Raw genomic sequence first — 14,196 nt, 5'->3', positions numbered from 1 at the left:
CGAATCACCGCTTCTCGAGCCAGACGTCCGCGAAGACGGGACGGGCGACGGATTCGAACTCGATGCCGTGGACGTAGGTGGCGGCACCGTAGACCTGCGGCTCCTCGAACAGCGGGATGACGTACGCCTGCTCGGCGATGTAGTCCTGCACGGCCTGTGAGGCGGCGATGCGCTTGGTGGCGTCCGGCTCGGAGGCCACGGCGGTCAGCAGATCGTCGAGGTGCTGGTCGTCGGAGCGGAGCACGTTGCGGTTCTTCGAGGAGAACTGGCTCTTGATCACGTCGAGATCAGCGCGACCGACCATCGAGTGGTAGAGCGGGGTCTTCAGCGGGTCGAGGATGTCCTCCGCGTAGCTGCCCGCATCGGCGGACTTCACTTGCAGGTCCACGCCGATCGCCTTCAGCTGCTGGGAGACCAGCTCGAGCGTCTGCTTCGACAGCGGCTGCGGCTTCGCCTCATAGACCGGCAGCTCGAGGCGCTGACCATCCTTGGTGCGAATGCCGTCCGAGCCGACCGTCCAGCCGGCCTCGTCCAGCAGCTTCTTCGCCTTGTCGGGGTCGTAGGTGTAGAACGAGGACTCATCCTTGTAGCCCAGCGCCGAGGAGCTGAGGACAGATGTGGCCACCGGGTAGTTCTTCGTGAAGATCGTGTCGACGACCTCCTGCGCGTTGACACCGGCGACGAGAGCCTGACGCACCTTGATGTCGCTGAGCAGCGGGTTCGTGAAGCGCAGGCTCAGCGAGTTGTTCACGCCGCGGGTCTGCGGAGCGAACACCTGGAAGCCGGCCGACTCCACGCGCGGCTCGTCGAAGGCCTGCACGTAGCGCACGTAGTCGGCCTGTCCCGACAGCAGCGAGCCGATGCGCACGCTGTCCTCCGGCGTGATGAGGAGCTTGATGTCGTCGAGGTACGGGCGACCCTGGTGCTCGTTCTCAGCGGGCGACCAGTCGTAGTCGTCGCGAGCCACGAGGTGCACCTCGGTGCCGATCTTCTCGGACTCGATCACGAACGGACCCGAGCCGATGATGTCGGCCGCGTTGCCCGCACCGAAGTCCTCGAGCTTGCGGTCGAGGGTGGTGGAGGACAGCAGTCCCGAGGTGATCGTGGACGTCGCCTGCAGGAATCCCGGCGACGGGGCGCTGAAGTGGAAGGTCACCGTGTCGGCGTCGACCACCTCGCTGGATTCGTAGTTGTTGACGGCCTCGGAGATGGTGAGCCCCTTGGTGGAGTCGCCCTTGCCGAACACGTTGAAGTTCTTCGCGACCACCGCAGCATCCAACGGCGTGCCGTCGGAGAAGGTGACACCGGGACGCAGGTTGAACGTGTACTCGGTCGCGTCTGCGTTCACCGTCCAGTCCGTGGCGATCCACGGCTCGATCTCCAGCGTCTCCGGATCCTGCCAGGTGAGGCGGTCGGTGATGTTGCCCACCAGCGCACCGTTCGGGTAGAAGCCGGCCTGCGGCGGGTAGAGGTTCGTGTACGGCTGGTACTCGAGGTACGTGAGGGTGCCGCCCTGGACCGGCTCGCCGGCATCTGCCGACGCGGACGCGGACGCGCCACCGGACGATCCCTGCGACGAGCAGCCCGCCATCATGAGGGCGGTCACGGCGGCGAGAGCGGCGGCTGTGGCTCGTACTGCATGACGGGGCATGGATTCTCCTTCAGAACGGATCGGTCAGTCCGATCGTTCCCCCACGTTAGAAACCCCTGCGCCATCGGGATGCATGTTCGCGTCACTGCGGTTCACGTTCCGCAATGCGCCGTCACACACCGCCGTCCCGCGTCACATTTCCCCCGCCCCTCCCGCAGGCCCCCTCACGTCACACCATCTCCCGCGAAACTTCCGTCTGTGGGCGAGAATCCGCGCAACGCGGCGATTGTCGCCCACAGACGGAAGTCTCGCGGGTCATGGGATGCGGGACACGGGATTCGCGTCAGGGTGCGGCGGTGGACTCGCGGGGATGGAGGACGGGGAGTACGGACGTGCGGCGCACCGGGAGGTCGGGGCCTCCGGCGAGACGCTCGAGCATCATCTCCACCGCGAGGCGACCGATGTGCTGCTTGGGCGGGCTGAGTGCGGTGATCGGCGGGGTGCCGCTGGAGGCCACCTCATCGTCGTAGGCGATGATCGCCAGATCACCCGGGATCGACCAGCCGTGATCGATCGCGTACTGCTCCAGCATCACCGCCTGCGGATCGTTGTGGATGAGCAGCGCGGTGGTTCCCGTCGCACGGCACTGGTTCAGGATCGAGACGATCGCCGACTCCCGCGAGGTGCTGGACGGATCATCGAGCGCGGCGTCCACATCGACGACGCATTCCAGCCCGAGGTCGGCGACCGCGCGATTCCAGCCGTGCCGGAGCGGCAGCGACGTGGGAGACCCGGACGAGGTGATGATCCCGACGCGCCGATGGCCGCGGGCGGCGAGGTGATCGGCCGCGAGCGCGCCGCCGAAGACATGATCCGTGGTGATGCACTCCAGGCTCGGCAGCGCGAGGGCGGTGGGAGCGCGCCGCTCCACCAGCACCACCGGCGTCGCGAGGGTCTCCAGGCGATACAGCAGCGCCCGTCCGTCGGGACCGCTCGTCTCCGGCGCGACGATCAGCCCGTGCACGTCCCCCGCGGCGGCGAGCGCGTCGATCTGTCGTCGCTGGTCCGCCACCGCGTAGCTCGCTCCGCGCAGCACGAGTTGAACACCGAGTTCGGTGGCCGCCGCCCGAGCCCCGATGATCACATGCGGCCAGTAGTAGCTGAGCGACGGGACCACCATCCCCACGCGAAACCGGATGCCCGAGGCGGCGGCAGGCACAGTGGTGTCCAGGCTGCTGCGCAGAGTCGCGCCGCCGTGCACGCGCGTGAGCAGACCGCGATCGGCGAGATGGCCGATGTCGCGACGGATGGTGAGGTCGGAGACCCCGAACTGCGCGGCAAGGTCCGCGACCCGCACCGATCCGATGCGACGCAGCTCGTCCAGGATGCGCTCGCGTCGCGAGAGACCGAAGGCGGGACTGTCTGAGGCGGGCGGCATGGTCTCGTCAGCGTAGCGACGTGAATGTATTCGATCAAGCATGAACGTTTCTGAACGTTTGATTGGAACTCGACCATGACACCGGCCAGGATCAACGAAGGGCACGCAGCCGTGCCCTTCATGCGCGAGCACCGTAAGGGAGAGTGCCCATGTCGGAGGCGAGGATGCCCCGTCCGCAGAACGATCGACGAGGTCGCGAGGGTCGAGCCCGGCCACGACGATCCTGGATCGCCGCCGCGAGCGCCGCGCTGATCGCGGCGCCACTGCTGGTGCCCACGAGTGCGCTGGCGGCTCCGGCGGACACCGTCACGGTGACCGTCACCGGTGCCGATGTCGCTGCGGCCGCGAAGAACGTCAACGGTCTCACCTTCAAGGGCTTCGGCGTGCTGAGCGCCAACTCCACCAGCGCTCTGCTGCTGGATTACAAGGCACAGCACCCGGACAAGTACTGGGAGCTCATCGAGACCCTGTTCGGTGGCGATCACCCGCTGATGAACACCGTGAAGATCGAGATGGGAAACGACCGCAACACCTCCACCGGTCCGAACCCGGCGACCATGCGGAGCCGGGACGAGTATCCCAACGTCCAGCGTGAGCCGGGCTTCCAGCTGGCCGCCGACGCGCAGTTGGTCGCCCACGGTGACGTGCACGTCAGCATCCTGCGCTGGAACCGCCCCGCCTGGGTGGTCTCGCACCAGGACCAGTACGTATGGTTCAAGAACACCGTGCTCGCCGCGTACCGCGAGTACGGCGTGATGGTGGACTCCATCAATCCCGACGCGAACGAGACGTCCAACCCGGAGATCCAGCTCTACAAGGACTTCTCGTCGTGGCTGCGCACCGACGCGAAGGGCTACGAAGGCGCCACCGCCGCCGACCCGAACAACGGCTTCGCCTCCGCCGAGGAGGGCGAGCTCTACCGTGCGATCCGCACGGTAGCAGCCGACACGGTCGGAACCCCGCCCACGTCGTTCGGCAACGCGCTCACCGGCAGTGATCCGTCGCTGCGGGACGCCGTCGATGTCGTCGGCTTCCACTACTCCAGCGCCGATGACGGCTCCGGCAACCTGAAGAAGTTCGCGGAGCAGTTCGACCAGGAGGTGTGGAACTCGGAGGGTCAGTCGACGTTCTCCAATTCCGCCGATCGCCCGAACAACAACGCCAGCGACGAGCAGGGCGGCTTCGGCACCTCCTTCGGCGGCACGAACAGCGCCCTGGAGATGGGCAACTGGATCACCACCGGCTTCGCCGCCTCGCGACGCACGATGAACATCTTCCAGCCCGCGATCGGATCGTTCTACGACGGCTTCCAGTACTCCTCGAAGGAGCTGGTCAGCGCCCGCGACCCCTGGTCCGGCTGGACGTATTACGACGGCGGGCTGGCGGTGCTGGCGCAGTTCACGCAGTTCGCGACCCTCGGGTGGGAGAACGCGGACAACACCGCGGGCATCTGGCGGGCGATCCCGCAGGCCTCCGGCAGCACGCTGGGAACGGGCAACCCGCCCAGCGGCGCCCGCGCCGGTGGCAACTCGTACACAACGCTCGCCGCACCCGACGCCTCCGACTTCTCGACCGTCATCGTGAACGACAGCAGCTTCACGAAGACGTACCGGGTCGTCGCAGAGGACCTGAAGCTGGGCGCGGATGCCACGGCGGAGGTCTGGGAGACCCGTGCGGCCGACGCCGGTCAGAGCTACGACGCGAACTACGTCCGTCCCGTCGCCGAACTCACCCCGAACGCCGGCGCGTACACCGTCACCGTGAAGCCCTGGTCCACCGTCACGCTCACGACCCTCGACCACGCGACGGCCGGTGCCGATGGCACGCTCACCCCGCGCGAGGGTTTCGGCAACACCCTGCCCACGTCAGCCGAGTACACGGCGGCGGACGGCGGTCGTGACGTGCTCGACACGGACGCGACCGGTGCTGTGAACGGTGTCGCCGACGACGAGTACCTCTACGCCGACGACTTCGACTACGCGAGCCTGCCGAACATCTCCGGCTACGACCCGGCTACCGGTCAGCTCGTCGACTCCGGCGTCTCGTTCCTCGACGCGCGCGGCGCGAGCGCGCCGCCGGCAGGAACGCCCGCCACCGCATCGGTGCGAGGAGGTGCGATCCCCCGCTACACCAATGACACCAACGGCGCGTTTGAATCCGTGATCACCGATGACGCCGCGCACGGCCGCGTGCTGCGCCAGCAGGTCGGGCCCGGCATGGCGGGCGGCGCCTGGAACAGCGGAGATCCCAAGACCACGATCGGCGACGCCCGCTGGGCCAACTACACGGTCTCGGCAGACGTCCTCTTCGAGACCACCTCGTCCGCGTATGCCACCATCGGCGCACGCGAGCAGGGCGGCACGGCCAACGGACAGAACGTCTCCGCTGCCGAGCTGCGGGTCGATCCGACCGGCGCATGGAGCCTGCTGCGCTTCGGCACGTCGGTTGCGAGCGGCACGCTCACCTCTGTTCCGCAGGCGGCGTTCCGCACCGGCGCGGGCGTCTGGAACACGATCGCCGTGCGCGTCGCCGGCGCGGTGTACACCGCGTCCGTCAACGGCGTGGAGATCGCCAGCTACACCGACGCGGCGCCGCAGGCGACCGGTCGGATCCAGCTGGGATCCGGGTTCACGTTCGTGCAGTTCGACAACCTGAAGGTGACGACCGTGCCGGGCTACACGCCCTGGTACTCCGCGATGATCGACGGGATGCACCAGACCAACTGGGCCGACTCCTCCGTGCCGGTGTTGCAGTTCGACGCGAGTTGGAGCCACATCAACGGCCAGGGCATGTACGAGTGGCAGCGCACGGCGTCGAAGTCCACGGCGAAGGGCGCGTCGATGACGTACACCTTCACCGGCACCGGCCTCGACATCATCGGCACGAACTCCGGCGCACCCACGCTGGACGTGATCGTCGACGATGTCGACATCGTCGCCGGCGCACCCACCTGGAGCGCGGGGAGCGAACGCACCGCGTATCAACTGCGGGGTCTGCGCAACGCTGAGCACACCGTCACCATCCGCACCGCGAACACCGCGTCGATCAACGTGGACGCCGTCGGCGTGATCACGGCGTCGGCCGACTCCGCGGCCGTGGACACCGCCGCCCTCACCGCCGTGATCGACAGCACCGCGGAGATCGCCGAGGCCGAGTACTCCCCCGAGACCTGGGCCGTGTTCGCCGCGATCCTCACCGACGCGCGCGATGCCATCGCGGATCCGGTCGCGTTCGGGCTCGACGCGGAAGGCGCCCTCGCGCTCCGTGCACGACTGACCGCCGCGATCGATCGCCTCGTTCCGAAGGACGTCAGTCCCGACGTCCGCGACCTCGGTGTCGTTGCGATCACCTCCAGCGCCCGTGCCCTGCCCGGTGCGGTGGCGCTGGCCGAGGGCGAGCTGCCGGTGACCTGGGCGCTGAGCGCACGCGAGAGCGCCGCCAGCACCGCGGAGCTTGGCACGTTCACCGCCACCGGACGCACCACGGTCAAGCTGGACAACGGTCTGTACCAGCGCTTCACCGCGCGCGTGATCGTCGTCCCGGCAGACCTGGAGTACTTCATCGACTCCGGCTCCTCGGGTGCCGCGACCGGTTCAGTGCAGGCTGCCGCGCTGGAGGCGTTCCCCCAGCTGCGCAACGCCGTGGCCGACCAGAAGTGGGACGGCACGGCCGCGGGGCTCACGTGGGGCTACGCCACCACGGCGACCGCCGCTGACGCCGGCAACGCCCAGGACTGGGGATCGTCCTACCTGGGCGTGGACTACAACAAGCCGGTCACGTATCGACTGACACTGCCGGCGGGTTCCTACAACGTGGTCGCCGTGCAGGCGCCGCGCGCCGGACTCACCACCAACGTGTACACGAAGGTGTCCGCGCCGGGCGTCACAGCCACCACGAAGACGGTCACCTCCACGGGTGGTGCCACACCGATCGCTCAACCCATCACGCTGGATGCGGATGGCGTCGTCACCGTCGAATTCGGCACGAGCGGAACGAGCGGCTACAACGGCCGGCTCGCTCTGGTCGCCGTCCAGCGGCTGCCGCGCGATCTCGGTGTGCAGGGCGCGATCGGTGTGACCGGCGATCTGCCGGAGACGGTTGACGTGGCGGGCACCTCGCGCGCCGTCGTGTGGGATGACGCGTCCGTCACGGCGAAGCGCGCGGTCTATGACACGCTGCGGGTCACCGGCCGCCTGGCCGACAGCGAGCAGACCGTGATCGCCCGGTACGAGGTGATTCCGACCGCTCCGGTGTACTTCATCGACTCCGGTACGAACGGCGTCGCCTCCCCCGCTCACACGGCGGTGGCGGGTGCTGCGACCCTGCGCAATGACGCGGTGGATCGGGTCTCCCCCGACGCCGCATCGTGGGGCTACGTGGCCGACGGCATGAAGACCAAGGGCACGACAGACATCGCCGACAAGTTCTCCACCGGCCTGTACCAGGACACCACGCGCCTGATCTACCGTCTGCCGCTGGACGCCGGCACCTACACGCTCACGGGCGGATTCACCGAGTGGTGGAACGTCAACCGCACCATGAACCACACGGTGTCGGTGGACGGCGTCGAACTCGCGAAGGGCAACATCCCGCTGTCGGGTTCGGTACCGCGCCTCACGGCAGACCTCACGTTCACCCTCGAGGCTCCCGCCACCGTGGAGTACGTGGTGACGAACGAGGGCGCCGGCGGCGAGAAGCCGGTCATCTCATGGCTCGCGGTCGCCGACCAGACGCTTCCGGGCGCACCGGCGGATGCGTCCGCGGTCGCCGCCTCCGACACCGCGGTCACCGTGTCCTGGAGTGCCGCATCACCCACCGGTCCCGGCTTCGTCGGCTATCGCGTGTTCGCGGCGGGCACGGACACGGTGGTGTGCGAGACCACGGAGACGTCGTGCACGATCACCGGGCTGGAGCACGGCTCGACCCACGCGTACGAGGTGGTCGCGGTGAACGCGATCGGCACCAGCGCACGCTCTACCACCACCGCGGCGGTCACGCTTCCTGAAGTGGGTCCCGACAACGCGGCCACGGCACCCGGCGTCGGCGTGCTGTCGTCGAACGATGGCTGGGACACCGGCCTCAAGGACGGCACGTTCACCCTCACGATGGACCTGTGGTGGGGTGAGAACGCCCAGCTGTTCCGCCTCTTCCGCGACGGAGAGCCGGTGGCCACGGTGCCGCTCACGATGAACAGCCCGCAGGCGCAGCGCGCCACCGTGGACATCGCAGGGCTCGGCAACGGCACCTACGTGTTCACAGGCGAGCTGGTGAACTCGAAGGGCACGACGGCAACCAAGGCGCTGACTGTGAAGGTGACCGACGCCACTCCCGGCAAGCCGGCGCTGTCGTCGAACGCGAAGGGCGGAGCGGGCAGCTTCACCCTCACCGCGGATCTGTGGTGGGGCACGAACGCGACCTCGTATCGGTTCCTGGAGAACGGCACGGAGATCGCGGCCGGCGCACTGACGTCCGCCACCCCGGCCGCGCAGCGGGCGACCGCGACGGTGTCGGGCAAGCCGAAGGGAGCCTACGTGTACACCGTGGAGTTCACCAACGCGGCGGGCACCACGACGAGCGCACCGCTCACCGTGAAGGTCACGAAGTAACACCGTCACATCTCGCCCCCGAGAAACCCAAGCAAGTCCGAGAAACCCTGCGTTGCGGGGTTTCTCGGACTTGTATGGGTTTCTCGGGGGCGGTGGTGTCTTTGGGTACGTGCGTGACAATAGTGTGCGTCACACAGTATTGTGTGACCATGCCCGAATTGACCGACATCCACCTGCAGGAGCTGCATCGCGGCACCGTGGTGCTCGCGTGCCTGCAGTTGCTGCGTTCACCGAGCTACGGCTACGCGTTGCTGGAGCAGCTGGAGGTCGCCGGCTTCCCCACCGATGCGAACACCCTCTACCCACTGCTGCGGCGCCTGGAGAAGCAGGGCCACCTGACCAGCGAGTGGAACACCGACGAGACACGTCCGCGCAAGTTCTACCGCACCTCGGCGGCGGGAATCGATCTCGCCGACACCCTCACCCGCGAGTGGCTGACACTCACGGAGGCCATCACGGCACTGACGCACGACAATGACGCCCCGCACGACGAGGAGAGCTGACATGACCGCAACACTGACCGAACGCTACATCGACGCCACCGTGCGGAGCCTCCGCCCGCAGCTGCAGGACGACGTCCGCGAGGAGCTGGCGACCTCCATCGCCGATGCCGTCGAGGCACGCGTGGAGCAGGGCGAGCCCGCGGAGGATGCGGAACGCGCCGTGCTGAATGGCCTGGGAGATCCGGGGGTGCTCGCGGCGGGATACGCGGATCGCCCGCTGTTCCTCATCGGGCCGCGCTATTTCATGACCTGGTGGCGGCTCCTGAAGCTGCTGCTGTGGATCGTCCCGCTCAGCGTGATGGCGGCGGTCGCCCTCGGGCTTGCGATCTCGAACGCTCCGTCCGGGCAGATCATCGGCAGCGCGGTGGGCGTCGGAATCTCGGTGATCGTTCACCTGTGCTTCTGGGTGACGCTGGTGTTCTTCGTGCTCGAGCGCGTCGGCACTGATCCGGTTCCGACCTGGACGGTGGATCAGCTGCCCGAGCCCCGGGAGAACAGCGCCAGCCTGTCGACGCTGGTGGGCTCGCTGGTGTTCCTCGGGGCGTCGATCGCGGCCGTGCTGTGGGATCGATTCCGCGGGTTCGTCTTCGTCGACGGCGACATCATTCCGGTGCTGCACCCTGGGTTGTGGCCGGTGTGGATGCTGATCTTCCTTGTGATCGTGCTCGCCGAGGGTGGCGTCGCGCTCGCGGTGTTCCGTCAGCGGCGGTGGACCGCGGTGACGGCGTCGGTGAACACGCTGCTGGCGGTGGTGTTCGCGACGGTCACGGTGTGGCTACTCTCCACCGGGCAGCTGATCAATCCCGAGCTGCTCGCCACGATCGCGCAACACGGCGGCGAGGACTTCCACTACGCCGATCTGCAGTCGGCCGACGAGGGCGGCATCTTCCGCATTCTCGCGGTGCTGCTCGGTGCCGGCATCATCGCTGCGTGCGCCTGGGACGCGGTGGACGGCTGGCGTCAGACGCGCCGGTCAGCCGCCGGACGAGTGACAGGATGACGGAATGGCGCTCGTGGATCATCTCGGCATGTCGGTCGTCGACCTCGAACAGGGCTTAGTGCAGTTCGGGGCGGTGTTCACGGCCCTCGGCTACGAGTTCGGTGGGGCAGATGATCACTCAGCCGCCTGGCACAAGGGCGACGAGACCGAGCTGATCATCTTCCAGGCACGCGAGGCGGGCGACCTTCATCGGCACGGGGAGCCCGGCTGGCAGCACCTCGCCTTCGCTCTGAGCTCCCGTGACGAGGTGGATCGCCTGCACCGGGTGGCGCTGGATGCCGGCTGGAGCGAGGTCCGCGCCCCGAAGCTGTTCCCCCGCTTCAACGCGCGGTACTACGCCTCGTTCGTGGAGGATCCCTCCGGCATCCGCTTCGAGTTCATGCACAATCCTCCCCGCCCCACCGTCTAGCCTCGGTGGCTGGACGGTTGCTGAGCGAGCGCCAGCGAGACGAAGCGCTGCGGGCACAGCGGGTTCAGCGGGTTCAGCGGGTTCAGACGCGGCGGATGCGCTGGGCGGGGGTCATACCCAGCGCCACTTCGCGTCCGCGTGTGCGCGACCACTGACTCCACGACCCCGGATACAGCGCCACGTCGAGCCCGGCGACCGCACCGGCCAGCACGGTGTGCGCCGCCGCGATGCCCGAGCCGCAGTATGCCGCGACGGGGATGCTCTCATCCACGCCCAGCGAGGCGAAGTTCCGGCGGATCTCGGCCGGCGTGCGGAAGCGTCCGCCGCTGAGGTGGTAGGTCGTCGGCAGGTTCCGCGCGCCGGGGATGTGCCCGGCGACGGGGTCATGCGTGTCCGGATCGCCGCGGTAGCGCTCCGCGGATCGCACATCCAACAGCACGCCATGCTGCGGCCATCGGGCGGTTTCCACCATGCCCAACTGCTCGCCGAAGCCCGAAACCTCCGCATCGCCGACGGGTGGCTGCACGTCCCCTGTCTCCAGCCCGAAGCCCGCCGCCGCCCAGGCGCGCAGCCCACCGTCCAGCACGCTCACGTCGATGTCTGCAATGCCCGCGTGGGTCAGCACCCACCACGCTCGGGCAGCCGCAACGGAGTGCACGTCGTCGTAGATCACCACGCGCGCTCCGCGACGAAGGCCCCAGCGGCGAACCGCCGCACGCAGCGTCTCATCGCTGGGAAGCGGATGTCGCCCCTGTTCCGGATGTCCGTGTTCGGCGAGCTCGCGCTCGAGATCAACGTAGACGGCGCCGGGCAGGTGGCCGTCGAGATATTCGGGCCGCCCCTCGGGCTGATCGAGGCGCCAGCGCACATCGAGCAGACAGCCCGCCGTACCGTCCCGCAGCGCATCCGCGAGTTCGGTGACAGAGATCAAAGGCGAAGCCATGATTCCATGCTGGACAATCGCGAGCCGGTCAGGGCCGTGTTTCGTCACCCGCCGACACACGACGTCATGTGCCCGTGGCCCCGTGCTCCGCGGCTGTGGAGTGTCCCGAGTTCATGATCATGCGCCGAATGCCTGACGGATTCCACGGATTGGTCATGCATTCGGCGCGCGGTCATATCCTCGGGACAGCCTTGAGGTTCAGCCGAGGTCGGCGAGCAGTGATTCGGTCATCTCAGGCACGACGCGTCGCAGTCGGCGGCGGTCGGTGATCATGATCCCCATGGTGATTCCGCCGAAGATCACGAGGCCGACTGCTGCCCAGGCCAGGTCCACGACGCTCGGCAGTCGCCCGGTGACGAAGCCAAGCAGCGGCAGGAGGAAAATGCCACCGGCAACGATGCCGAAGATCAGCACAAGCACCGTGTCCATCACTCGCGTCCGCGCGCGGCCGGTGAGAACTGTGCCGCCTTCCGCTTCGAGCATGCGCAGGTCCAGCACGATGCCGCTCGGGAGCTGATACACGCCCGCGCCGAGCAAGCGGCGCAGCACACGGATGCGATCACCGCGACGGCGGTATGTCCCCGCGCTGCGCGTCGCATTCATCCACCCGTCGATTCGACGCTGCACGGCGATCGGCGTCTGCCCGGGAATCGCGACGGTGACGGGGACAGATGCCATCCCTCGACCCTACCGGCGGCGAGTCCTGCTCTCAGCAGGTGCGGGCGTCGGCTCAGAGCACGACCTGCGATGAGTCCAGGGCGAGCCTGGGCTCACTTGCGGCTGTCGCGACTCGGAGATCCGACAACTTCTGAGACCACGGCGATCCCCGGTCTCACATACGGCTGTCCCGGCTGGGAGATCCGACAGCTTCTGAGACCAGGGGTTGCCATCGACGGCATCACTCGTCCGCGGGGCCGACGAGTGGACGCGGGGCAGGTAAGGCCAGGGCGAGCCCGGTCTCACTTGCGGCTGTCTCGACTGGGAGATCCGGCACCTTCTGAGACCAGGGATTGCCATCGACGGCATCACTCGTCCGCGGGGCCGACGAGTGGACGCGGGGGGTAAGGCCAGGGCGAGCCCGGTCTCACTTACGGCTGTCCCGACTGCGAGATCCGGCACCTTCTGAGACCAGGGGCGGCGCCGGTCTCAGTTACGGCCGTCCCGACCCGGAGATCCGGCACCTTCTGAGACCAGGGATTGCCATCGACGGCACCACTCGTCCGCGGGACCGACGAGTGGACGCGGGGGGTAAGGCCAGGGCGAGCCCGGTCTCACATACGGCTGTCCCGCCTGGGAGAGCCGACAGCTTCTGAGACCAGGGGTTGCCATCGACGGCATCACCCGTCCGCGGGGCGACGAGTGGGTGCGCGGCGGGTGAGGCGAGGGTGAGCCCGGTCTCACTTGCGGCTGTCGCGACTCGGAGATCCGACAACTTCTGAGACCACGGCGAACCCCGGTCACACATACGGCCGTCCCGACTGGGAGATCCGACAGCTTCTGAGACCAGGGGGTGCCATCGACGGCATCACCCGTCCAGGGGGCGACGAGTGGGTGCGGGGCGGGTGACACCACGACGATTCCCGGTCTCAGTTACGGCTGTCCCGACTGCGAGATCCGACAACTTCTGAGACCAAGACAAACCCCGGTCTCACTTGCGGCTGTCCTGGCTCGGACACCCGACAGTTTGTGAGACCGGGGCTCGCCGTCGACGGCGTTACTCGTCCGTGGGGCCGAGGAGGGGGTGCGGGGCGAAAGCGAGGGTCGGGGCATCGAGATGCTCCAGCTCCAGGAGCGTCACGATGTTGCGACCCGCGTGCGTCACTGGAGCAGGGACATACAGCGTGCGCTGCGGACCGTTGCGCCAGTACCGACCCAGGAAGAAGCCGTTCACGAACGCGAAGCCCTTGCGAGCCTCGGCCGGATCCAGGAACAGATCCGTGGACTCCGACAGTTCGAAATCGCCCGTCCACGCCGGCGCGATCGCCGCGAGTTCGCCCGGTACAGCAGCGGATGCCCGCGCCTCCAGATCGCGTTCGGCGATCACCTCGACGTCCCAGTCGGTGAGCTCCACACCGTCGAGCAGCGCCGGACCGATCAAGCCCTTCGCCTCACCGATGCGCGGACCGTAGTTGGTTCGGCCCTGCTCCTCGACCACCACCGTCAGACGCCGCCCGGCGGGGATGCGAATACTGCGCTCGGACCGCGTTCGCGAGATCGTGCCGACCGGCACGCCATCGACCGACACCCACGCCTGATCGCGCACCTCGCCGAACGTGAGGATCCCGGACGCGTCTTCCGGCAGCACCGTCGCGTACACGAGCACTCCGCCCGGCGCTCCGAGCTCATCGAACGTCGGCGGCTGTGGGGAGGTGCCCACACCGAACAGACCGATCCACGAACCCGCCGGCGACAACGCGACATCGAACGCCGGTGCCGGGGCAGAAGTCGCCCGCACATCGGACGCATCGTTCGCGGCCTCGTGACCAGCACCGGCCCAAGCACCAAGCGCCTCACGAGACGCCTCCGAGCCGACACCGGCGCGAGCACCGGCCTCGGCACCAAGCGCCTCCCGGGCCACTTCCGCACCAGCACCAGCACCAGCACCAGCACCCCCACCAGCACCCGCACCAGCACCAGCACCAGCACCAGCACCAGCACCAGCACCAGCACCAGCACCAGCACCAGCACCAGCACCAGCACCAGAAC

The 14,196-nt window shown here is 68.1% G+C and carries 8 protein-coding genes and 1 pseudogene; 4 read left to right on the top strand and 5 right to left on the bottom strand.

What is annotated here, in order from left to right:
• Positions 1-4: 4 nt before the first annotated feature.
• Together ACI3KU_RS16045 and ACI3KU_RS16040 are read right to left on the bottom strand one after the other, a co-directional pair.
• Positions 5-1,651, bottom strand: coding sequence for a TIGR04028 family ABC transporter substrate-binding protein (locus ACI3KU_RS16045; protein WP_404923325.1), 1,647 nt, complete (start codon positions 1,649-1,651; stop codon positions 5-7).
• Positions 1,652-1,934: 283 nt separating this feature from the next.
• Positions 1,935-3,029 carry a substrate-binding domain-containing protein gene (locus ACI3KU_RS16040; protein ID WP_404923324.1) on the bottom strand — a complete coding sequence of 365 codons (1,095 nt, stop codon included), beginning with the start codon at positions 3,027-3,029 and terminating at the stop codon, positions 1,935-1,937.
• Between the two features lie 164 nt (positions 3,030-3,193).
• Between ACI3KU_RS16040 and ACI3KU_RS16035 the strand changes: the two genes are divergently transcribed.
• The 4 genes from ACI3KU_RS16035 (at position 3,194) to ACI3KU_RS16020 (ending at position 10,547) form a co-directional block, all read left to right on the top strand.
• Entirely contained in the window at positions 3,194-8,635 is a 5,442-nt protein-coding gene (locus tag ACI3KU_RS16035) for a fibronectin type III domain-containing protein (protein ID WP_404923323.1), read from the top strand.
• A gap of 149 nt (positions 8,636-8,784) precedes the next feature.
• Positions 8,785-9,138 carry a PadR family transcriptional regulator gene (locus ACI3KU_RS16030; RefSeq protein WP_404923322.1) on the top strand — a complete coding sequence of 118 codons (354 nt, stop codon included), beginning with the start codon at positions 8,785-8,787 and terminating at the stop codon, positions 9,136-9,138.
• 1 nt (position 9,139) lies between these two features.
• Complete coding sequence (locus ACI3KU_RS16025) at positions 9,140-10,138, top strand: permease prefix domain 1-containing protein (RefSeq protein WP_404923321.1); 999 nt, start codon at positions 9,140-9,142, stop codon at positions 10,136-10,138.
• A 4-nt stretch (positions 10,139-10,142) separates the two neighbouring features.
• Positions 10,143-10,547 carry a VOC family protein gene (locus tag ACI3KU_RS16020; protein ID WP_404923320.1) on the top strand — a complete coding sequence of 135 codons (405 nt, stop codon included), beginning with the start codon at positions 10,143-10,145 and terminating at the stop codon, positions 10,545-10,547.
• Positions 10,548-10,629: 82 nt separating this feature from the next.
• Here the strand turns inward: ACI3KU_RS16020 and ACI3KU_RS16015 are convergent, their stop codons facing one another.
• The 3 genes and pseudogenes from ACI3KU_RS16015 to ACI3KU_RS16005 form a co-directional block, all read right to left on the bottom strand.
• Positions 10,630-11,490: a sulfurtransferase gene (locus ACI3KU_RS16015; RefSeq protein ID WP_404923319.1), complete on the bottom strand. Its 861-nt coding sequence runs from the start codon at positions 11,488-11,490 to the stop codon at positions 10,630-10,632.
• 198 nt (positions 11,491-11,688) lie between these two features.
• Positions 11,689-12,168 (bottom strand): hypothetical protein, encoded by a 480-nt coding sequence (locus ACI3KU_RS16010; protein ID WP_404923318.1) that lies wholly within the window; start codon positions 12,166-12,168, stop codon positions 11,689-11,691.
• A gap of 1,036 nt (positions 12,169-13,204) precedes the next feature.
• Positions 13,205-14,196: pseudogene (locus tag ACI3KU_RS16005) on the bottom strand (hypothetical protein); the annotation flags it as partial.

Source organism: Microbacterium sp. ZW T5_56, from assembly GCF_044987425.1.
In the GTDB taxonomy this organism is placed as follows: domain Bacteria; phylum Actinomycetota; class Actinomycetes; order Actinomycetales; family Microbacteriaceae; genus Microbacterium.
This window is presented reverse-complemented; position numbering and strand designations above follow the sequence as displayed.